Annotated in this window: 20 protein-coding genes; 4 read left to right on the top strand and 16 right to left on the bottom strand. The window is 44.3% G+C overall.

All coding sequences use genetic code 11. The features are described from left to right. Positions 1 to 167: 167 nt before the first annotated feature. The gene (locus tag QBE54_RS02450; protein WP_369018775.1) at positions 168 to 1,025 is read right to left on the bottom strand and encodes an alpha/beta hydrolase; all 858 of its coding nucleotides are present in this window, start codon (positions 1,023 to 1,025) and stop codon (positions 168 to 170) included. Positions 1,026 to 1,218: 193 nt separating this feature from the next. Between QBE54_RS02450 and QBE54_RS02445 the strand changes: the two genes are divergently transcribed. The 4 genes from QBE54_RS02445 to QBE54_RS02430 all read left to right on the top strand — a co-directional run bounded on the left by QBE54_RS02445 (position 1,219) and on the right by QBE54_RS02430 (position 4,371). Next, a complete protein-coding gene (locus QBE54_RS02445; RefSeq protein WP_369018774.1) occupies positions 1,219 to 2,181 on the top strand; it encodes a sugar ABC transporter substrate-binding protein in 963 nt (320 codons plus the stop codon). An 84-nt stretch (positions 2,182 to 2,265) separates the two neighbouring features. After that, positions 2,266 to 3,237, top strand: coding sequence for an ABC transporter permease (locus tag QBE54_RS02440; RefSeq protein WP_369018773.1), 972 nt, complete (start codon positions 2,266 to 2,268; stop codon positions 3,235 to 3,237). A 3-nt stretch (positions 3,238 to 3,240) separates the two neighbouring features. Continuing rightward, positions 3,241 to 3,987, top strand: coding sequence for an ATP-binding cassette domain-containing protein (locus QBE54_RS02435; protein ID WP_369018772.1), 747 nt, complete (start codon positions 3,241 to 3,243; stop codon positions 3,985 to 3,987). Between the two features lie 69 nt (positions 3,988 to 4,056). Then, positions 4,057 to 4,371 (top strand): YbjQ family protein, encoded by a 315-nt coding sequence (locus QBE54_RS02430; RefSeq protein WP_369018771.1) that lies wholly within the window; start codon positions 4,057 to 4,059, stop codon positions 4,369 to 4,371. Here the strand turns inward: QBE54_RS02430 and QBE54_RS02425 are convergent, their stop codons facing one another. From QBE54_RS02425 to QBE54_RS02355, 15 genes are all read right to left on the bottom strand, one after another. Then, positions 4,372 to 6,033: an ABC1 kinase family protein gene (locus QBE54_RS02425; protein WP_369018770.1), complete on the bottom strand. Its 1,662-nt coding sequence runs from the start codon at positions 6,031 to 6,033 to the stop codon at positions 4,372 to 4,374. Further along, on the bottom strand, positions 6,033 to 6,335 hold the full coding sequence (locus tag QBE54_RS02420) for a hypothetical protein (RefSeq protein ID WP_369018769.1): 303 nt from the start codon (positions 6,333 to 6,335) through the stop codon (positions 6,033 to 6,035). The genes QBE54_RS02425 and QBE54_RS02420 overlap by 1 nt, the downstream gene beginning before the upstream one ends. Before the next feature lie 101 nt (positions 6,336 to 6,436). Next, positions 6,437 to 7,759, bottom strand: a complete 1,323-nt coding sequence (locus QBE54_RS02415) for a chloride channel protein (protein WP_369019378.1) — start codon at positions 7,757 to 7,759, stop codon at positions 6,437 to 6,439. An 18-nt stretch (positions 7,760 to 7,777) separates the two neighbouring features. Then, positions 7,778 to 8,713: a carbohydrate kinase family protein gene (locus QBE54_RS02410; protein ID WP_369018768.1), complete on the bottom strand. Its 936-nt coding sequence runs from the start codon at positions 8,711 to 8,713 to the stop codon at positions 7,778 to 7,780. A gap of 5 nt (positions 8,714 to 8,718) precedes the next feature. Continuing rightward, a complete protein-coding gene (locus QBE54_RS02405) occupies positions 8,719 to 9,771 on the bottom strand; it encodes an SIS domain-containing protein (RefSeq protein WP_369018767.1) in 1,053 nt (350 codons plus the stop codon). Positions 9,772 to 9,875: 104 nt separating this feature from the next. Then, positions 9,876 to 11,351, bottom strand: a complete 1,476-nt coding sequence (locus QBE54_RS02400; RefSeq protein WP_369018766.1) for a gluconokinase — start codon at positions 11,349 to 11,351, stop codon at positions 9,876 to 9,878. A 4-nt stretch (positions 11,352 to 11,355) separates the two neighbouring features. Beyond that, positions 11,356 to 12,180 carry an SDR family oxidoreductase gene (locus tag QBE54_RS02395; RefSeq protein WP_369018765.1) on the bottom strand — a complete coding sequence of 275 codons (825 nt, stop codon included), beginning with the start codon at positions 12,178 to 12,180 and terminating at the stop codon, positions 11,356 to 11,358. 24 nt (positions 12,181 to 12,204) lie between these two features. After that, positions 12,205 to 13,689 carry a tagaturonate epimerase family protein gene (locus QBE54_RS02390; RefSeq protein WP_369018764.1) on the bottom strand — a complete coding sequence of 495 codons (1,485 nt, stop codon included), beginning with the start codon at positions 13,687 to 13,689 and terminating at the stop codon, positions 12,205 to 12,207. Positions 13,690 to 13,730: 41 nt separating this feature from the next. Beyond that, positions 13,731 to 14,513: a hydroxypyruvate isomerase family protein gene (locus QBE54_RS02385; RefSeq protein WP_369018763.1), complete on the bottom strand. Its 783-nt coding sequence runs from the start codon at positions 14,511 to 14,513 to the stop codon at positions 13,731 to 13,733. A gap of 105 nt (positions 14,514 to 14,618) precedes the next feature. Continuing rightward, entirely contained in the window at positions 14,619 to 15,626 is a 1,008-nt protein-coding gene (gene iolG / locus QBE54_RS02380) for an inositol 2-dehydrogenase (RefSeq protein WP_369018762.1), read from the bottom strand. 27 nt (positions 15,627 to 15,653) lie between these two features. Then, positions 15,654 to 16,484, bottom strand: a complete 831-nt coding sequence (locus QBE54_RS02375) for a sugar phosphate isomerase/epimerase family protein (RefSeq protein WP_369018761.1) — start codon at positions 16,482 to 16,484, stop codon at positions 15,654 to 15,656. A gap of 15 nt (positions 16,485 to 16,499) precedes the next feature. Beyond that, positions 16,500 to 17,762, bottom strand: a complete 1,263-nt coding sequence (locus tag QBE54_RS02370; RefSeq protein ID WP_369018760.1) for a uroporphyrinogen decarboxylase family protein — start codon at positions 17,760 to 17,762, stop codon at positions 16,500 to 16,502. Positions 17,763 to 17,806: 44 nt separating this feature from the next. Then, entirely contained in the window at positions 17,807 to 18,772 is a 966-nt protein-coding gene (locus tag QBE54_RS02365; RefSeq protein WP_369018759.1) for an ABC transporter permease, read from the bottom strand. Between the two features lie 22 nt (positions 18,773 to 18,794). Continuing rightward, on the bottom strand, positions 18,795 to 20,276 hold the full coding sequence (locus QBE54_RS02360; RefSeq protein ID WP_369018758.1) for a sugar ABC transporter ATP-binding protein: 1,482 nt from the start codon (positions 20,274 to 20,276) through the stop codon (positions 18,795 to 18,797). A 62-nt stretch (positions 20,277 to 20,338) separates the two neighbouring features. Next, a complete protein-coding gene (locus QBE54_RS02355; protein ID WP_369018757.1) occupies positions 20,339 to 21,289 on the bottom strand; it encodes a sugar ABC transporter substrate-binding protein in 951 nt (316 codons plus the stop codon). Positions 21,290 to 21,348 lie beyond the last annotated feature (59 nt).

Raw genomic sequence — 21,348 nt, 5'->3', positions numbered from 1 at the left:
TTGCAACTGCTCTTGACAATTTTAAAATCATAAATATAATGCTTAATGCTCAGTTGAAAAATTCGAATAGCGAAAATCCCCTCCTTGCACCTATGGGAGGGTTGCCTGCCCCACAGGGCAACCCTCCCATAGGTGTTTTTATGGGCTTTTTTCAAGTCCTACTCCTGCTAAAGCAACGACTTCATTTCTTCAAGCACTAATTGAGGCACACCAAAGCTACGCTCAAAAAGTAGACCGTGACCGGTTGGAAACCAGCGAATTTTTTTAAAAGAAGAAACAGTCTCAAAAAGTTCCAGCGTACAAAGAGGTGGCACGATGTCATCCTTCGTTCCATTGTACATAAAAAGAGGTGTACTCCAGTCTAAAGAACCAACGTGATAAAGGGGATCCAGAGCTTCCCAGCCTTTAAGCGCTTCAGGAACAGCTATCCCCCGCTTCAAGAGATGGTAGCGAAGCTCAACCAGAGAATCCAGCATACTTTCTTTGAGTAGTCTGGAAAGGTTCCCTCCACCAACCACCAGGAAAACCCCCCTGAGCTGCTGATGCCTACCAGCTATTAAAGTGCCTATTATACTACCCAGGCTGACTCCCCAGAGAAAAAGTTGGTCCTTCTTCACGTAAGGATGGTTTTCCAAAAAGTAAAGAGCTCGCAGCCCATCCTGTACGGTTCTCTCAAAAGCCAGTCGATCATCATGGATATCAGGAGAAAAAACATCTTTTCCTTCCCGCGCTCTATCGCCATGATATTCCATATCGATTGCCAGAGCCAGGAACCCCGCTTTGCCAATCTCATTGGCGAGCACACGGAGATTATCCTTACTTCCTCGATAATAATGAAGGAACAAAATAGCCGGATAAGGAGGTGGGGCGCTGGGCTCCAAAAGCAAAGCAGGAACCTCAACGGCTTGTAAGCGGTAAAGTTTGTAATTTTTGGTTTCTCGCAAGAGCGTAACCAAATTCTGGCAACCCCCAAACCTCGGCATAAAGCCACAAATCATGTACAAAACGTTTTTTAATTTCGACAAAATTCAAAAAACTAAATTTCATACTGCATCTTATGTATACAAACGAAAAAGTAAAGTTATAATAACATATACAGGCAGGGTGTTTCAGCATCAGGCTTCTCTTAGAAAGGAAAGGAGGTGAAAACTGAGCTATAGCTTCCTCAACCAAATCCTTTTCTAAGGTTTCATTTAACGAACAAAAGGAGGAGAGAACATGAGAAAATCCTTGTTTTTTCTGGTAATGGTTGTTGTGGTAACAACTTTGCTGATAAGTGGTGTTTCCTATGCAGCAAAATATCGTTTTACTTTCATTTCACACGCCGGAGAAGAGAATCCTTTCTGGGCGGCTGTGTACAGAGGAGCAAGTGATGCTGCCAAGCTCCTTAACGTAGATTTTGTATTTGTAAGACCCAAAACTGAAGGAGATTTGGCTACTCAGCTCAGCCAGTTTAAAGCTGCACTGGCTGAAAAGCCTGACGGCATTATCACCACCATTCCTCATCCAACCATGTTTGATGAAGTAATCCAACAGGCAATAGATATGGGCATACCAGTAATCTGTTCTAATACTGATGACCCCGAAGGAGCCAAAGGAAACGCAAGACTATCTTACATTGGTCAGGACCTGGTACAAGCAGGATATTTCCTGGCGCAAAAATTAACCGAAGACTTGCCCAAAGACCAAAAATTTCACTTCCTTATCAGTATAGGTGGTCCTGGTCTGGTATGGGCCGAGCAAAGAGCCAAAGGCATTACGCAGTACTTTGACGAAGTTGGTTATACTTATGAGCGTCTTGACACCACCATGCAGATGGATGTTGCTCAATCCAGAATTCAAGCTTATCTGCAGTCTCATCCTGAAACCAAAGGGGTAATATGCGTAGAGTACAACCACGCTCCTGCCGCCAAGGCTGCCCGCAATTTGGGTTATAAGCCTGGCGAGCTGTTGATTGGTGGTTTTGACCTGGTACCCGAAGTACTCGAAGAAATTAAGTCAGGATATATCAAGCTAACCATCGACCAGCAACCCTACCTACAGGGCTACCTACCCATAGTTCAACTCTACCTCATGAAGGAGTTTGCCCTGAGCGCCTGGGACGTAAACACTGGCAATGCAGTAGTTGACGCATCCAACGTGGACAAGGTCATCGAACTATCCAAACAAAGAGTGCGCTAAAAACAAGCTCCCCAGAGAAGCGATCGCTTCTCTGGGGAGCTTTTCATATAAAAATAGAAGCCATAGAAAAGGAGCGTCTGCAAAATGGGCAGTGGTTTTTTAACCTCTCTAAAGCGCATCCTGCTTCTCAGAGAAATAAGCAGCCTGATTATGTTGGCGGCAGTTATTCTGGTCTTTTTTAGCCTTGCACCTCTCTTTTTAAGCCGCGAAAACATAAGTGTAATCCTGGAGATCATTCCCGAGCTTGGCATTGTGGCACTCGGAGTAACCATGCTGATGATTTCTGGAGAATTCGACCTATCAGTAGGCTCAGTTTTTGCTTTCTGCCCAATCATGTTGGTTTTATTTATTAATTGGGGATTACCTCCTGCCCTGGCTTTCGCGGGAGCCTTGCTGGTTGCTGTTGCTCTTGGCGCAATCAACGGTTTAGTAACCCTAACCTTTGGAATCCCTTCCTTCATAACTACTCTCGGTGCAATGCTCATCTGGCGGGGGGCGGTTTTGCTTATCAGTGGAGGATGGCCCCCTCCTTTTCCAAGCCAGCTTTCCACAGCCTTTCTGGTTGGGAAAATGAGTATTTTCAGAGCCTCAATCTTCTGGTATCTGTTGGTAGTCGTATTACTCTGGATCGTGCTTGAAAGGAGTGATTTTGGAAATTGGATGTTTGCCACAGGTGGCAACCGAACCGCTGCCAGAGCCATGGGTATCAATACCGAATGGGTCAAGTTATCAAACTTTATGCTTTGCTCTTTTCTGGCTGGATTTGCTGGCATAGTTCAATCGTTTCGCTTAGAAACCACACTACCTTCAATGGGCAATGGTCTGGAAATGGAAGCAATTGCAGCCACCGTCATCGGAGGAACAGCACTAAGCGGTGGTGTAGGTACAGTTATCGGAACCGTCATTGGCTCTTTCTTAATTCGAATAATTGACAACGGCTTGATAATGGCCCGAGCTCCAAGTTACTGGTTCCGGGTCTTCATAGGGCTGGCCACAATACTGGCAGTTATACTAAATACCTTTGTGCGTGAGCGAGCAAAAAAGATGAGGTGTTAGCAAATGCAAAGCAATAACCACCTGGTAGAAATGATAAACATCCATAAGTGGTTTGGTGGAGTCTGTGCTTTAAAAGGAGTAGACTTCCACGTTGGTTACAGGGAAATAGTCGGTCTGCTTGGAGATAATGGTGCTGGTAAATCAACTCTGATTAAAATCCTTTCCGGTTTTTTCCCTCCAGACGAAGGCAAAATTTTCTTTGAGGGCAAAGAATGCCATTTTACTTCTCCTCGTGAGGCCCGCGCCCTGGGCATAGAAACCATTTATCAGGAAGCAGCAATGGTGCCTAAAATGAGCGTAATGAGAAACATATTTATGGGGAGAGAACCGATAAAATATAAACTGGGCACGGTAAGGTTACTGGACATTCCTTTTATGGAACGAGAGTCCATGCGAGCTTTAGAGGGTGTAGACCTCCGATTGCGCTCACCCCATGCCCTGGTTGAAGAACTCTCGGGAGGCCAACGACAAGGTGTCGCAATTGCGAGAGCCATGTACTTCAAGTCCAAACTGGTTATACTGGATGAACCTACCAATAATCTATCGGTAAAAGAATCACAAAGGGTTCTGGAATTCATAAAAGAGCTAAAAAATCAGGGAATATCGAGCATTTTTATATCGCATAACCTCTATCACGTTTACCCAGTAGCTGACCGAATCGTGGTATTGAGCCACGGTGAAAAAGTTGGTGACTTTAAAAAAGAAGAAACTTCTATCGAAGAAATCACCAAACTAATCGTTCTTCCCTAATCTTACAAACAAATATATTGCAAAATTCATCTTTCTGAACGGAAAGTCAAGAAAGGAGACGTTTCAAAAATGATTGTCTCAACCCTTTCCGAAGTGCCCAATAAGAAAATAAGGGAAGTACTGGGTATTGTACAGGGAAGTACCATCCGAGCCAGATGGTTGGGTAAAGATATTATGGCAGCCTTGCGTACCTTGGTGGGCGGTGAAATCAAAGAATATACCGAAATGATGAATAAGGCCAGGCAGTTAGCCATAGAAAGAATGCTTGAAGAGGCTCATGCTTTAGGTGCTGATGCCGTCTTGGGAGTGCGCTTTTCAACCAGCATGGTCATGAGCGGTGCTGCAGAAATCATCGCTTACGGCACAGCAGTGAAATTGGAATAGTTAGTGATGGCGTAACATTTCAAAGATCAAAAAAATGCCCAAAAAGGCAGCTACCGCATAACCAAGAATACCCAAGACACTTAAAAAACGTATGCCAGGAAAATTAATATAAACTAACGAAGAACCTATCAAGAGAGAACCAAGGACAATACTTAAAGAAAGACGTGTACTTACTGCTTCCAAGCGGCGATTGATCTCTTCAATTTCCTTGCTTTTAAGGCGTAGGGTAAACTTCCCTGAAGAAAGTTGCGAAAAAATTTCCCGTGTGTTTTCTGGGAAATTCCTGAGCAAACCCTCCCATTCCAGCAAATAATCAAGCAAATCCTGTTTGATGCGTTCTGGACTGAACCAACGGACCAAAAGCTTTCTAAGATATTCCGAAAGATAAGGAGCTAGGGAAAACTCAGGATCTAATTCCCTTCCCGTCCCCTCAGCCACCACAAGCGCCCTCAATAAAGAAACCAGACTGGTTGGAAAGCGAAGTTGGTATTTGCGAAGCAGATGAAAAAAATCAAAGAAAAGAAATTTAAGATTTATTTCTCGCAGGTTCGAAGCAACATAATGCTCCAGAATCTCATTTAACTCAAAGCGCAAAGAGAGGGAAGAATCAATCGGACCTTCCATAAATTCTTCTTCAAGCAAGTGAATCATGCGTGCAGCATTCTTTTCAAGCGCCGCCTGGAGCAGCAATACTATATTTCTGCGAGTTTCTCTATCTATGGCACCGACCATCCCAAAATCCAGATAAACCAGTTCCCGGGTTTCTCCTCGAAACATCAGGTTTCCCGGATGTGGGTCACCATGAAAAAAACCATCCTCGAAAATCATCTTAAAAATAGCTCTGGCTCCTATTTCAGCAAGCATCTTAGCAGTTTCGGTGTCCAGAGCCCCTTCTTTCAGCATCTTAGAAAGTGGCACTCCTTCAATAAGTTCCATAACCATCACCCGGGAAGTGGTAAGTTCAGAAAAAACACGGGGGATGTAAACACCTTCAAAATCCAGAAAGTTATCTCGCATCTTACGAGCATTAACGGCCTCGAAAGTGAAATCAATTTCTCTCAACAATCCTTTGCGGAACTCAGCAACTAACTCAGAAAAGGTGATGGAATCCGCCATACCATGCAGGCGTTCCCCAAAACGAGCCAGGTAACTCAAAATCTCAAGGTCTGCCACCACCATTTCCCTGACCCCAGGCTTCTGGACCTTCACAGCTACTTTCTCCCCGCTTTTCTTTAATACCGCCCTATGCACTTGAGCTATGGAGGCAGATGCCAGAGGACGGGGGTCAAATTCCCAAAAAACATTCTCAAGGGAAGTACCCAGCTCCTCTTCCACGACCCTACGAACCTCTTCGAAAGAAACAGCAGGTGCCTCATCCTGAAGTTTTTTAAGTTCCTGACAGTATTCCGGAGGAAGAAGATCTACCCGGGAGCTAAGTATCTGGCCAGCCTTAATAAAGGTGGTGCCCAGCTCTTCAAAGGCCAATCTCAAGTTAACCCAGGGAGGATTCTCAACAATTTCTTTTTTTAGAAAACGTACTCCAATGCGTTCCAGGAAACGAATCCTGCTAAAAAGATAGGAAAAACCGTATTTGGAAAAAACCCTCACAATTTCTCTAAAACGCTTAAAGTTTTTAAAATAGGGATAGCCCGGTAAAAACATCAGTTAATATCCACCTTGCTCAAAAAATCCATTACCAGTTTACGCAGAGAAGGAAGCACCCTGGCAGTGCCCTGAGTGCGGCAATAGCTGGCAAATTCTTCAGAGCTCATACCCTGGCCAGCAAAAACAGCTTCTGCAATAAGAGTAATTTCATAGGGAAAATGGTTTTCTCGCCTTTCCCTGAAATTCATGTGCAATCTTAAAACACCCTTTAACCCCTCTTCAGTAGGTAACAGAGAAAATTCGGGCAAAACATCAAATCCACTTTCCCTGCTACTACTGAAATCTTCCCCTTTAAACAAGAAATGAACCACACGCAAGCGAGAAAGACGAGGTTGCTCGATAATAGAAAGTCCCTCCTTCCTTTACCTTGTTACATACCACAACCATCAAAACAAACCAGTTAATAACCACCACGACCAACAGTTTTTTGTTGAAGTTCACCAACTGCTCGACCAAGAGGTACATCAATACTCAGCGACTTGGACATAAACAGCAACTGCGAAGGATAGATAGAACGATGACCAAGAAGCTTATAAGCTACAACCACCGATAAAAGCGCAACCACCGCTCGGTCAAAACCAAACAGTTCTGCCGCCATAATCGTCGCTGCAATTGGTGTGTTGGCACAGGCACCCAGAAATGCAGCAAGACCAATTTGCGACCAGAAAGCGGTGTTTAGCGAGAAAAGCCTGGCAAAGCTCATACCCAGTATGCTGCCAATGAAAAACATGGGAGTTACCACCCCTCCAGACCCTCCCATACCCAGAGTCAAAGCAACCAGTACTATCTTAACAAACCAGAGCTCACCAGGAAAGGTGTTACCCTGCACCGTTTTTTCGATGACTTCCATCCCCACTCCCAGTGCCTCTTTGTAACCCAGTAAAGCGGCACCAATCAACGCCACACCACCAAGTAGGGGAGGTACCCAAAAAGCCAGCTTTCGACCCAGCAAATCACCAAAACGCTCCGTCCAGTAAGTGAGATTAATAAAGAGACGGGCTACCAGAGCAACGACCACCCCAAAAGCCACCGCCCAGAGCATAACCTGAAAGCTTAATGGATGTGCACCCAGGGAGGGAAAATAAACCTGTCTGACCCCCAAAACCTCAACCACGTAAACTGAGATAAAAGAAGCTATGGTTGAAGACATTAAAGAACCATACTCCATTTGACCAACATAAAGAACCTCAATACCAAAGATGGCTCCAGTAACCGGCGTACCAAAAACAGCAGCAAAACCTGCAGAAAGTCCACACATAACAAATCTTCTTAAATCCTGCAAAGAAAGGCGAAATAAGTGACCCAGCATAGAAACCAGCGAAGCACCAATCTGAGCTATCGGCCCCTCTTTACCTGCTGAGCCCCCAAAGCTCAAAGTACAGAGGGTAGCCAGAGTTTTCACTGGGAAAACCCTAAAGTCTATTTTCCCGTAGCGCTGGTGTATTGCTTCGATAACTCTTTCCGTACCGTGCCCTCTGGCTTCCGGAGAAAAAAAGTGCACCAAAAGCTTGCTCAAAAGTAAACCCAAGGGCGCAAGCAGAAAAGCAGCAGGAAACAACCCAGCTACCCAGGCGGCACTGAATTTAAGAGCTTTAAGAAATAAAAAAGCTCCACATCCAGCAACCAAACCAGCAATACAAGCCAAAGCCAACCACTTGACGGTGCTTAAAAAAAGCAAAAAAAGCTCGTTAAACTCGGTACGAAAATAGCTTCTAACTCCCATCGCCACCAATCTTACCCTTTACTTTGAGTGAAGCATTTCCTCAAGCTTTTCTCGAGTGAGAAGCTCTTCCCGAGCAGAATCCGTCGCTATATTATAGCCGGCAACCAGGTTTCCAACCCGCAGGGCTTCATCAAGTTTTTTACCAGAAAGCAAGGCAAACAGAAAGCCGGCATTAAAATAATCTCCTGCACCAATAGTGTCTTTGGCTTCAAAGAGAGAAGCTTCCTGAAAAATACTCCCTGAAGCGTTTACAGCCTGAGACCCTTCTTTCCCCCTCTTTACAACCAGGGTACCTGGAAAAGTTTCAAAAATCCTGTATAGATTCTCCCCAATCAGGGCCTGTAGTTCAGTCTGATTGGGTAGAAAATAATCAAAAACGGAAAGAAGGTGCAATACTTCCTTTTTCACCTCTTCAGTAAAGCCTTCAGTCGGCCAACCCGTATCCAGCAGAAGTTTGACTCCTTTTTTGCGGAAAGCTTCGAGAAGCTTCACCAAATCCTCACCTTTGCGAATACCAGGGGAAAGAAAATACCCGCAGAGCAACAAGAAATCACCATCTCTAACCTCGCTCAACACCCTTTCAAGATGGTCCAGAGTAAGCAAAGCCTGAGCACCAAGGTCGGTCAAAAAGGTACGCTCCAGAGTAAGAGCATGGGTAACGGCAACTGAAAGGCCGGTGGCTACGTCTTTGGTAATATCCAAAAAGGAAAGGTCTACACCCCCTTTTTCGAGCTTCCTGGTTAGCTCCTGACCTGCAAAATCGTTACCTACCACACCCACCAAAAAATTAGGAACCCCCAAGCTGGTCAAGGCCAAAGCAGCATTGGCAGCAGCTCCGCCCGGCCGCATCACGTAACCGGGTATCAGCACTTCAACTCCCCAACCCGGAAAGTCCTTGATACCGCCCAAAATCACGTCCAGACTGATGTTTCCAACCACCCAAACCCGGCCCATGCCTGTCACTCCCGAGTAGTGGTCTTACTTATGAGATAAGCTGTGCCTGGTTCCAGTCCCTTATCCTCAGCCAGATAGTAAGCAAGCAGTTCCAGAGGTATTATAGAAAGAGCTGGCGAGAAAAGCTCGTCAGCAAAATGCATGGGCAGTACCTCCAGGTTAAAGCGCGACTCAATACCTTCTTGACCAATTAACAACACCCCGGCCTTGTAGTTGACAAGTTCCTCAGCCAACGCAATCATTAAACTCTGAGTCTTGCCAGGAAGAGCCAGGACGATAGCCAGAGAAGGCCTGGTAATCAGTTCCAGAGGCCCGTGACGAAACTGTCCTCCCGAAAAAGCAAAAAAACTTTCTTTGGCACACTCATAAAAACACAGACAACCGTGCCAGGCAGAACTGAGAGCTGGGCCTCGGGCAATGATGAACCTGTTTTCCGCTGAACGTGCGAATTCGAGATTGCGAAGGATTCTCCTCGACCACTCCGAAGAGGTTGCAATCACCCTCTCTGCTTCCTCAGCCATAAGCTCAATATCCATAGAGGCATGCAAAAAGCGCTCCCGCTCGCCAGCCTGAGCCAGTGCCCAGAGATTAAAAACAAGTAGCGTTGCTGTATGGGTCTTAGTAGAAGTTACTGCCCGCTCAGGACCGCTAAGAATGTCAATAACCACATCGCTCTTTTTGGCAAGAGTGCTTTCTAAGTTGGCCGTAAAGCTCACCACCAGAGGTCGAGTGGAAAGACTATCGAGTATCCTTAAAACCTCGTACGACTCACCAGACTGGGATATCAGAACCAGCAAATCATTCTTATCCAGGCCTTCCAGCCCATAGTGGAGAAGCTCTGAAGCATCAATCCAGTTTACCTGAAAACCTTTATTGAGAAGATGGAGATAAGCGGGGTAAGCAGCAAAAAGGGAACTGCCCATTCCAGTTATGCATACTTTTCTCTTTTTGTTCGCACCCTCACCAAAACGGGAAAACCATTCTTCCTGAGCATAGGTTTCAGCAATTTTTCGGAATACTTCAGGTTGTTCAGCAATTTCTTTAAAAAGTTGATTCACGTCAGATACCCTCCAGAGCAAAATTAACAACCAGGACTTACAAAAGTATACAATAAAACAGCGGCCAAAACGAACTGCAGAAAACGAAAAGGAGAAATTATTGCTCAAGCCAGTTTCAGCGCTACAAAGCGCTCAAAAAGATCGACATTACGTCTGTAAACTTCCCAATATAGCTCGTAAAGCTGGTCATAGAAGAGAGCGTGCTCGGCAATAGGCTCTAAAACCGGGTTCCTGGGAAAGAATGCGTCTGGAATCTCCATAAGCCTCTTTACTTCTCCCAAAGCCTTAAGAGAAACTAAAAATGCTCCTCGTGCCGAAGCCGAGGGAAGATTGCTCACTTCCACTTTTCTTCCCAGCACATCGCATATAACCCTTTTGCCCTTCTCAGTCTGGGCGAAACCACCGCTTAAGATAACCCGCTCAGGTCTCCCCATAATTTCACACAGCATATCGTAAATAGAGCGTACCCGGAAGGCCACACCCTCAAAAGCAGCCTGCATCAGGGATGCAAAATCGTGAAAATAGGAGAGGCCAAAAAGAATCCCCCGTGCATTAGCCTTCCAGTTTGGACTTCTCTCTCCAGTTAGAAAAGGGAGAAAGAGCGGTCGTTCTCTGTGGATATCCAGTTCGAAGTCCTCCGCCCCCTTACCCAAGAGATCGCGCATCCAGGAATAAACTATGCCACCGTTGTTAATCGCCCCTCCTCCTACCCATACGCCGTCAGCAAGATAGTAGCACCAGCCACGCTCCTGAGGATCAAAAACCGGTGCAAGCTGGCACATTCTAACTGCTCCAGAAGAACCCACAGTTACCACCATCTCTTTCTCTCGAAAAGCTCCCTCACCCAGGTTGGCAAAAGGACCATCTCCTCCTCCCCAGACAACTGGAAGACCTGGCATCAAACCTGTATCAGCAGAAAAATCTCCCTCCTTCAAGGGAACAACGTTCTCTGGAGGGCAAAGGGGCGGCAGGTGGTCTTCAGAAAGCTGTAACCAGTTGAGAATGTCTTTCGACCATGAAACCTTTCGAAGATCCAGCAAACCCGTTGCCGAAGCAGTAGAAAAATCACAGCTTAAAACACCGGTTATATTCCACAGAATCCAGTCTTTGATGGTCACCATCTTCTGCGTCTTTCGCCACAACTCAGGCATGTTTTTCTTGAACCACCTCACCCGAGGCGGATTAAAAATGGTATGCAGTGGAGCAGCACTCTGCTTGTAAAAACCATATTGGCGGTACTCATTGCGCATGTCCTCCACTTCCTGAGCGCTGCGAGTATCCATCCAATTCAAAAGTGGATAGAGAGGATTCCCCTCTCCATCCACAAGAAGAGAACTGTGCAGCATGGTATCAAACCCAAGAGCAGAGAAAGAAGAAGCAGAAAAAGAATCGACCGCCTCCCTAATGGCCTGTTTGATGTTTTTATAGATTTCAATCGGGTTCTGCTCAGCAAAACCGGGCTGGGGAGAAAAGGTTGGATAATCACGCTTGGTAGAAAAAAGAATCTCTCCTTCACGGTTAAACACACAAACCTTACAGGAAGAAGTACCAATGTCCACGGTGAGAATAAGTTCTGCCAACTTTTTACACCCCCGAAAAGGCACTGAAACCTCCATCTACAGGCACCACTACACCAGTTACAAAGCTCGAAGCCGGCGAAAGGAGCCACAGTACAGTACTTAGAAGATCCTGGGGTTCTCCAAACCTTCCACAAGGTGTATGGGCAAGAATTGACTGCCCTCGGGGAGTAAGGGTGCCATCTTCATTGTAGAGAAGGTAATAGTTCTGCTTGGTAACAAAAAACCCAGGGGCCAGAGCATTAACTCGCACCTTAGGGGTATAATTCTGGGCAAGGTAAACAGCTAACCATTGGGTGAAATTGCTCACCGCCGCTTTGGCAGCGGAATAACCAACTACTCTGGTAAGCGGACGCAGCGCTGCCATCGAAGAAAAATTGATGATGCACCCTCCTTCTTCCTGGTTAACCATAATTTTTGCAAAAACCTGAGAAGGGATGATAGCTCCGCCAAAAAGGTTGAGATTAACCACCTTTTGCAAAGCCTCCACAGGAAGGTCAAAGAAGGAAACCTCGGGAGAAGTGGTAGCATCTTTCATATTGCCTCCAGCTGCATTAAAGAGGGCATCAACTCTTCCCCATTCTTCAATAACTTTTTTTGCTACCTCTTCTACTTCAGCGCGGTTAAGAGCATCCATCCTGTACCCCCGAACCTCAATGGATTCCTTGCGGAACTCTTCCAGCTTCTCTTCAAGAGGAGCAATATCAGTGAGCACGATTTTTGCCCCCAGTTTTCCCAGCTCATAAGCCAGTGACGAAGCAAGTATTCCTGCACCCCCCGTAAAAAGGAAAACCCGATTCCGAACTGAAAACATCTCCTCAATACTGGGCATGATTGTCATCCCCCTCTAAAATTTTTATTTGCTTTCGCCAAAAAGAACGGCCAGGTGTTTCTCTATGTTGCCACTAACCTTTCGGTAATGTTTTTCTTCTTCCCGAAAAAGTACCTCCCTTAACCTATCCCCGAGAGCTTCAAGTACCGGACCATAAGCAATATGCAACATCTGACGTACCTTATCTTGAAAGAAAAAGGCCGGCAAATGCTTATCATCAACCTTTTCAAGACCAGTAGGAAAATCGGCCTTGTCCAGGGAGAGAGAATACGCTTTGAGGTTCTCTTCAAGCGTATCGTAAGCAATGCTGTAAATAGAGCGAAAAAGTTCGGGGTCGCTTTTCATAATTGTTTCCAGCGCTGAAAGCCAACTGGTACCAGAAGTCTTCACATGAAATATACCCCCGGTTGCCCGAAAGAAGGAGGAATAAACGCTGAACTTATCACTACCTGAATGCAAGCTCAAGCGGTATCCAGTAAGGTTTTTCTGAATGGTAGCATGAGTCTGGAAGGAAAGAGTAAGCTCCTCAAGGTCTCCAACATACTCCACTCCTTTTTCAAAGCGCCCCGGGAAACGGGGGGCCAAACTGTGGAAATCAATTTTCCGACGGTGCAGTTCTTCAGCAACAAAAAAGTGAGCTTCAGGAGAAGTCTCACGGGGTCCTTCGTCAAGCGAGATCTCAAGATCAAAAGACGAAACACTCTCTGAAAGGAGAGCATAGAAGTACTCCACTCTGTCTATTGCAGGAAGATAGGCCAACAAAACTGGTAGCAACTTTTCTTCGGAAAAATCTACCATCACTTCTGGGGAGAGCTTCCACTCTTTTCCTCGATACAGATTAAATATTTCCTTTGCCCTTGTACCCAATTTGTCAAAGCGCTTGAGCAGCGTTTTTTCATCCAGGTTGAAAACGCCAAAATCGACTTCATCGCTCAAATCCAGGGTATACATGGTATACCCCAGGTCTCTGGCTTCGAGAAGGTGTTTTTCATCTTTCACGTGATCAGCATCAGCACCAAAGGGACCCCGGTAGCTGCTCTCCAGCACACCCCAAGCTGCCCCCAAAAGAACCTCAGAAAAAGTACGGTGGGTTTTGTCCAGCTCCCGGGGAGACTGTTGAGCAACGACCGGAAAAACCGGGAATTTCTCCAGAGCTTTAAGATGTGCTGCAGAAACCATGCCCAAGCGATCTCCACAGCCAAAAGAAGGACGATTATCAAAGGGAACAGGGCGCAAATACGGCAGATGTTGAGCAAGAAGCAGATAGTTTTTCCAGGAAAAGGGGTAAACCAGCAGAAAAAGCTCTTTTTCTGGGTCTTGCCAGGAGAAAAGCGGTCCTTCAAAAAGAGGAGTACTTTCTCTTTGCCAAACTCCTAAACAAAATCTGCGAGGACCTTTCACGGGAAAAACAGTACAGGAAAGAGCGGGAATCTCATACTGCTGAGGATACACCCTAAGCTCTTCCCTCAAGGCTTCCTCTAACAACCCCTTAATCTTTTCTCTTTCCACAACGCACACCTCTTCTTTGATATTCTAACATACAGCTTTATTTAGAAAAGTGCTTGGATGGCTCTCACCGCTTCCTCAGAAGAACGCAGCGGGAAAAGCTCAAAACCAACCGCTCCTTTATAGTTCAGGGATTCAAGAGCACGCAGGATGTTAACATAGTTAATTTCTCCTGTACCTGGTTCGTTTCTTCCTGGAACATCAGCAATGTGAATATGACCGATAAAATCAATGTATTCTCGAAGCGTGTTAATAAGGTTTCCCTCCATAATCTGCATATGATAAATGTCGTACAAAATCTTTACATTTGGAGAGTTTACAGATCTTATAACCTTAATAGCGTCTTCAGTAGTTGCCAAGAAATTGCCAGGATGATCCACTTTAGTATTTAAGGCTTCTAAAACTAGGGTAACACCAGCTTCCTCTGCAAAAGGCGCCAAAATCCTAAGAGTGTCAATCATTGTCTGTATTTTTTGCTCGTATCCGATTTCATCGTAAGATCTCAAAACCCTACCATTTTTATCTAAAGCGTTTGAATGAAGTACCAAACAATGGCAATCAAGCTTTAAAGCTGACTCGATAGATTCCTTGACAAAATCAACGTATTGTTTCCGCTCGTGCTCATCTACCAAGGAAAAATCCTGATCACCCGAGAAGGCGGCAATTTTAACTTCATTCTCAAAACAAAGTTGTTTTATCTTTTCGATATCTTTATCTCTCCAGGTCCAGAATTCGACATAATCAAATCCACTGGCTTTTGTTGAAGAAAACCTTTCTTCAAAGGGAAATTCCCTAAAGATGGTCTCGATACATAAAGCCACTCGCACAGAACATCTCCTCCTAAACTTAATAGCAAGCACACGGTCGTGCTTGCTCTCGTCAATTTGGCACTTAAGATAGACACAGAAGGAGTTCTTACAAGAAATAATCGCTCAAACTTTGGGTACTTTCACTGGTTTACCTTCTCGAGCTGATTCATCCGCAGCTCTGGCAATTAAAACAGCTTTAAAGCCATCCATACCATCCACGGGGGGGTCCAAATTTTTCTCAATAGCGTCGATGAAAACTCTGATTTCTGCGATGAAAGCCTCTTTATATCGCTCCACAAAAAACCATAGGAAGGGTTCTCCCAGAGTGCCCTGAGCAGTAAGGACCAGTGAAGTATTGGGTCGGTCATTCTCCACCCACACACAACCTTTTGAGCCATGAACCTCGGTCCTTTGGTCATAGCCATAAACCGCCTGGCGGCAGTTGTCAATAACACCCAAAGCACCATTTTCAAATCTTAAAGTAACAATTGCAGTATCAAAATCGTTCAAATCAGCCACTACTGGATTGACCAGGACAGCTCCGCAAGCAGAGACTTCCACCACATCACTTCCTGAAAGATACCTCGCCATGTCAAAATCGTGAATAGTCATATCGAAAAATATGCCACCAGAGGTTTTGAGGTAATCCACAGAAGGAGGTTGGGGATCTCGAGAAGTGATTTTTACCAACCAGGGTTCTCCTATCTTACCTTCTTTCACTGCATCATGGACTTTCTTGTGGTTATGGTCAAAACGGCGCACAAAACCAATCTGCAACTTCACTTTGTTATCCTCAACAACCTGCAGAGCTTTCTCAATTTTACTCAAGTTGCTGCCAATCGGTTTCTCACAAAAGATGTGTTTCCCATTTCTTGCTGCTTCCATAATGTAGTCCTCATGAGTATTTGAAGGAGAACAAATCAAGACTGCATCAATCTCTGGGTCAGAAAAAACATCTTCCACCCTTTTGCTTGCTTTCGGTACTCCAAGGCTGTATGCCCATTGCTCCATTTCCTCATTGAGGAGTGTATCAGCAACAGTAACCAGTTCTGCACCGCGTATTCCATAAACAATGTTTTCCGCATGAAGTCTCCCAATCCGCCCAGCACCAACCAGTCCCAACTTAATCATTCACACGTTCCCCCTGTTCACATTATTTTATTCAAAAAGCATCTTCATTCTCTGATAGCAAAGTTTAGCAACCTCTTCAGGATCCCACTCCCAGTAAGTAGGATTGAAAAGCTCGATAGAATACACTCCTTGGTAACCAATAGCCTGAACCTTACGAACAAAATCCTTGAGAGGCAGAACTCCGTTTCCAGGAACTGTCCGATGCTTATCTTGTATTGTTTCTTTAGAAACATTCTCAGCATCAGTAATATGAACCAAGAAAATTCTTTCAGAAGGAATTTGATCCAAAACAGAAAGAGGTTCGCCACTCAAAAAGAAATGAAAAGTATCGATAGTTAGTCCAATGTTTGGATTATTAAGTTCCGAAACAATTTCATTAGCGAATGAAAGCGAATTCACCGATGTATTAGCAAAACCTAAAAATTCGAAAGCAATTTTAACTTCGTGGGAACGGGCAATCTTTTCAAGCTCTTCGAGGACCAAACAAGCATCTTGTTTAATGGTTTGTCTATCTGGCTTACCTGTCAAATCATTCAAAAACGTTGGAACAACAATAAGAATAGGACAGTTAAGCGCAGAAGAATATTGACAGAGCTTTTCTGCTCTGTTTTTAACTTCCTGAAAACCGGTTCGATCATGCAAAGTAGCCCGCTCTAAAGAATTCATAGCTAAAGGTTGAATACCAATATGCTGAAGAATGTCTCTGATTTCAGGCAAGCTTTTATCCTTCAACAAAGTCTCCAACTTATTATCTCGTAGCTCTAAGTACTCAAAACCTGCCTTTTTACTAACTTCGGCATCCTCAATGAGACTGGCTTTCATGGTTGTTGCGCCATTAAAACCCAACTTCGGTGTCATATTAACAAACCTCCCCTAACGATATTGGTTAACAGCCTCAAAGAAAGCCAAAACATTTTCAACAGGCACATTGGCCTGAATGTTGTGCACCGGAGCACAGACAAATCCTCCACCAGGGCGGAAAATACTGATGAGTTGCCTAACTTCTTCTTTAACTTCCTCGGGGCTTCCAAAAGGAAGAGTTTTCTGAGTATCAATGCTTCCTCCCCAAAAGGTGAAATAAGCACCAAAATCCTTTTTCAGTTTTTCAGGATCCATGCCAGCAGCTGAAATTTGTACTGGGTTCAAAGCGTCAAACCCTGCTTCACGAAGATCAGGTAAGAGCTCATAAACCCCACCACAGGTGTGAATGAAGGTTTTCCAGGACGTGTTCTGATGAACCCAATCGTTGATCTTTTTGTGGAAGGGCTTGAAGAGCTCTCGGTAAGCTTCTCTTGAAATAAACAAGCCATTTTGCGAACCAAAATCAGTACCAGAAATCATTATGACTTGGATTCTATCACCCACCGCCTGATAAAGAAGCCTTAAATTTTCCAAACCGATTTCTGTCATCCTCGCAAACACTTCCCGCACAAAGTCTTTTCTGATAACAAGAGAAACATACCACTCCTCTACATCTCGGATGCCTTTGGGGTCTGGAAGGGCTGGACCAGGAACATAAGCAACGTCCCCTAAGTTAGTACCGGGAACCCCTCCAAAAACTACAGCGTAATCGGTCTCTTCATAAAGTCGTTTTGATTCTTGCTCGTAATAGCTTAGTTCTTCATCAGTAAGCAGGGTATATTCCTCAATCTGATCTTCAACTTTGAGGTCTTCATCGCGAAAGGGCTTTTGACGGATAATGGCATCATGGTAAAACCCATCTTTGGGCATTTTGGCAGAAGGTGGAAAACGGGTATCGCCCAGGGGGTATTGGTAAATATTGCCATTGGCATCAGGAGTGGTGTTGAACTTGCCGGGAACTAAAAGTGGTGTACCATCAAAAAAAGTCCAGGGTTTCCAGTCAGTATTTTCAAAACCAAAAAAGTTTTTATATGGCATTAGGGGAACAGTATCGATTCCCAAAGCTTTCCTTAGCTCGTTATCAATTTCTCCCAACATCTGATAGGGGTCGACAACTTTCACTGGTTCTTTCTCTGAAATTAGGCCCAGAGCTACCTTCAACTTGTGAAGGGTTGAAACATGAATTCCAGTATTAAGAATTGGATTTATGTCCAACGGAAGTTTATCAGTTTCTTGATGAGAAAGAGCCTTCACGACTCGTTCACGCGGGGTCATTGTCTACTCTCCTTTCTTGTTTTTTACCGAAAAATAACCCAGCTCTATCGGTACGATTTACTGCGATAAACATCGGAAATCACTGCAGCAATGATAGCCACGCCTTTAGCAATCTGCTGCCAGTAAGGAGAAATACCCAAAAGGCTTAAACCATTGTTAAGTGAACCGATGATTAGCGCACCAATAAAGGCGCCAAAAATGCTGCCTATTCCTCCACTCAAGCTTGTACCACCAATAACAGTAGCTGCAATAGCATCTAACTCATAACTTAAAGCTGCCGTAGGATTGCCAGAACTGACCCGAGAAGTCAATACTATACTCGCCAAAGCTGTCATGATCCCACCAAAAGTAAAAACGTATATTTTTATCTTTCTCACGTTGATGCCGCATACAACAGCTGCCTGCTCATTTCCACCTACAGCAAAAACATACTTTCCAAATCGCGTTTTTTTAAGAATTATGTGGCTTAAAACCCCAGTAGAAATAAAAATAAGTACCGGTATCGGTATACCCAGTAATTTTCCAGAACCAATAGCAAGAAAAGAAGCAGCCTCGGAAGTAAGAGTGATAGGCCTACCTTTACTGTAGATTAAAGCTAAAGCCCTGGCAATACTCATCATGCCCAAGGTAGCAATAAAGGGTGGAATACCAGTAAAAGCAACCAAGATACCGTTAGTTAGGCCACAAAGAGCGCCTACCGCCAAAGCAACAAGTAAAGAAACAAGGAGTGAATGGCCATTACTAACAAAACCAGCCACTACCACTCCAACAAAAGCAGCTACCGAACCAGGTGATAAATCGATTCCACCCGCAATGATTATCAGCGTAACTCCAAAACTAATAATACCGATTACTGATACCTGTCTCAAAATATTCAGAAGATTTACGGGAGTATAGAATACTGGAGTAAGAATTGACATAACAATTGCTAAAGCTAAAAATATTAAAATAATACCAAAATCACCAAGAAGAAGTCTCTTCAAAATTGTTTCTTTGCCTGATGTTTCCACCTTGGAATTCCTCCTTTTCCCTTTAACTTAATGCTAGAGCCATTACTTTTTCCTGATTTGCTTCTTTACGGTCAAGAACGCCGGTAATCCTCCCATCATGCATCACCAAGATACGATCGCTCATCCCCAGTATTTCTGGCATTTCTGAGGAAATCATAATGATTGCTTTACCCTGCCCCGCCAAGCGAGACATTAGATAATGAATCTCCGCTTTAGCACCAACGTCAATGCCTTTAGTTGGTTCGTCCAAAATTAGAATCTCAGCATCACGCATCAACCACCTAGCAAGCACAACCTTCTGTTGGTTCCCACCACTCAGATTCCGGACAATTTGGTAAAGAGTGGGTGTTTTAATATCAAGTTCTTTCCGAAGGTTTTCGCAAACAGCGCAAGCCAAACGATCAGAAACAAAAAACCACTTTTCAAATTTTTCAAGATTGGGCATGATCATGTTATCAAGAACACTCAAAGGCAAAAACAAACCACTGCGTTTTCTATCCTCAGTAAGAAAAGCGATTCCATGCCTGATAGCATCTTCTGGAGAACGAATATTGATTCTTTGTTTATTTTTGTAAACTTCTCCTCTGTCTGGAGGAATAACACCAAAAATACTTTGCATTAACTCAGACCGACCAGAGCCAACGAGCCCAGCAATACCCAATATCTCTCCTCTACGCACCTCAAAGCTAATGTCGTGAAACTTACCCTTAAGAGAGAAATTCTTCACTTCGAGTATGGCGTCTCCTATATCAACCTGAATTTTGGGGAAAAATTGAGTAATTTCTCTTCCCACCATCATCTTAATTAGGGTTTCTCTATCAAAATCACCAATTTTCCCTGTACCTATGAGTTGTCCATCCCGCAAAACGGTAACCTCATCAGCTATTTCAAAAATTTCTTCTAAACGATGCGAAATATATACAAAGGAGATACCTTGCTCTTTTAACTTCCGAATTAGCCGAAAAAGGTTTTCCACCTCTTTTTTTGTGAGGGCAGTAGTTGGCTCATCCATTATTATCAAACTGACATTCCGCGAAACCGCCTTAGCAATTTCTACAATCTGAATTTGAGCAGTGCTTAAGTCTCTCATCTTTTTCTTTGGATCGATCTCTTCACCTAGGTACTTCAAAGCCTCTTTTGCTTTCTCATTCAATTCCTTATCATTTACAAAAATCTTCCCACCAGGTTCGCGCCCCAAGCCTATGTTTTCTGCAACAGTCATGTAGGGTATAGGCGTTAATTCCTGATGCACCATAGAAATGCCCAACCTTAACGCTTCTGCAACATCAAGGTGTAAAAACTTTTTTCCATCAAATATGATTTCTCCTTCATCTGGGCGATACATGCCAATAAGAATCTTCATCAAAGTGGACTTACCAGCCCCATTTTCTCCTACAAGAGCGTGAATCGTCCCTTTTTTTACTCGAAAATCAACTTTATTTAAGGCTCTAACACCGGGGAAACTTTTGGAGATGTTAACCATTTCCAAAACATATTCTGACAAATCCATTCCCTCCCCTTCAAAAACCAGAGGAGCTTCCTTTTGGAAGCTCCTCTGGTAACTACTTACTCAATGGTCCAGCCTGCGTCTGCCCAAAGCTTGATATACTGGTCAACGTTTTTAGCTGTAACCAATTCATACGGTATTAATTTGCTTTCTACCGGTTCTCCTCTAACAAGCTTCACAGCCGCTTCAACAGCACCTCCACCCTGCTTAAAGGGATCCTGGAAAACAGTGACCTTGAGCTTTCCTTCCTTAACATATTTGAGCGCATCAGGAGTAGCATCAATACCCGCCACAATCACTTTATCAAGCTTACCCGCCGCTTCCAAAGCACGAATAGCCCCAATAGCCATTTCGTCGTTGTTAGAAACAATAGCATCAAGTTCGATACCAGACTGAATCCAGTTTTCTGCGATTTCCATACCCTTAGCCCTATCCCAATTTCCGGTATCTTTGACTACAATTTCCATATCCGGATACTTAGCAACAACCATTTCGTTTCCCTGGGTTCTCTTAATTTGAGCTTCATGACCTAAAACACCCATCAAAATACCAATTTTGCCTCTATAATTAAGCATCCGAGCTACTTCTTCCATTTGGACAACACCAGACTGCAAAGAATCACCACCTATATATACATCGCATCCCTCAAAAGGCCTATTTACCCCAACCAGTGGAATACCAGCTTCTCGACAACGCTGAACAAAAGGTTGCGCAGCAGTAACATCAACCATACAAGCCACTATCGCATCGACTCTGCGCGCAATGAGATTTTCTAGATTTGCCAGCTGAGTAGCAACATCGTCTCTACCATCAGTCATAACCAGCTCAACACCCAATTCCTCCGCTTTCTGCCGCATGGCATCGTGAAGATAGCTCAACCATTTATCCGAAAAAGTAGAAGTTAACACTCCAATAACGATCTTCTCGCCAGCAGCAAAAACTGAGCTACTCAACAAAAACACCATTACCAAAGCAATTGTTAAGACCATACCCAATATACGGAAACGCATGCGATATACCTCCTTTCAAAAATTTTCCTGTTCAGGCTTAAATGACGCCAAATAACCTC

The organism is Thermatribacter velox (assembly GCF_038396615.1).
GTDB classification, from domain to species: Bacteria; Atribacterota; Atribacteria; order Atribacterales; family Thermatribacteraceae; genus Thermatribacter; species Thermatribacter velox.
Note: the sequence above shows the minus strand (reverse complement) of the source record. Positions and strands in the feature narration are given on the sequence as shown.

Coding starts and splice junctions, on each gene's coding strand:
- QBE54_RS02445 (WP_369018774.1), top strand. CDS start 1,219: ATGAGAAAATCCTTGTTTTTTCTGGTAATGGTTGTTGTGGTAACAACT.
- QBE54_RS02440 (WP_369018773.1), top strand. CDS start 2,266: ATGGGCAGTGGTTTTTTAACCTCTCTAAAGCGCATCCTGCTTCTCAGA.
- QBE54_RS02435 (WP_369018772.1), top strand. CDS start 3,241: ATGCAAAGCAATAACCACCTGGTAGAAATGATAAACATCCATAAGTGG.
- QBE54_RS02430 (WP_369018771.1), top strand. CDS start 4,057: ATGATTGTCTCAACCCTTTCCGAAGTGCCCAATAAGAAAATAAGGGAA.
- QBE54_RS02425 (WP_369018770.1), bottom strand. CDS start 6,033: ATGTTTTTACCGGGCTATCCCTATTTTAAAAACTTTAAGCGTTTTAGA.
- QBE54_RS02415 (WP_369019378.1), bottom strand. CDS start 7,759: ATGGGAGTTAGAAGCTATTTTCGTACCGAGTTTAACGAGCTTTTTTTG.
- QBE54_RS02410 (WP_369018768.1), bottom strand. CDS start 8,713: ATGGGCCGGGTTTGGGTGGTTGGAAACATCAGTCTGGACGTGATTTTG.
- QBE54_RS02395 (WP_369018765.1), bottom strand. CDS start 12,180: ATGCCCAGTATTGAGGAGATGTTTTCAGTTCGGAATCGGGTTTTCCTT.
- iolG (WP_369018762.1), bottom strand. CDS start 15,626: ATGATTAAGTTGGGACTGGTTGGTGCTGGGCGGATTGGGAGACTTCAT.
- QBE54_RS02375 (WP_369018761.1), bottom strand. CDS start 16,484: ATGACACCGAAGTTGGGTTTTAATGGCGCAACAACCATGAAAGCCAGT.
- QBE54_RS02370 (WP_369018760.1), bottom strand. CDS start 17,762: ATGACCCCGCGTGAACGAGTCGTGAAGGCTCTTTCTCATCAAGAAACT.
- QBE54_RS02355 (WP_369018757.1), bottom strand. CDS start 21,289: ATGCGTTTCCGTATATTGGGTATGGTCTTAACAATTGCTTTGGTAATG.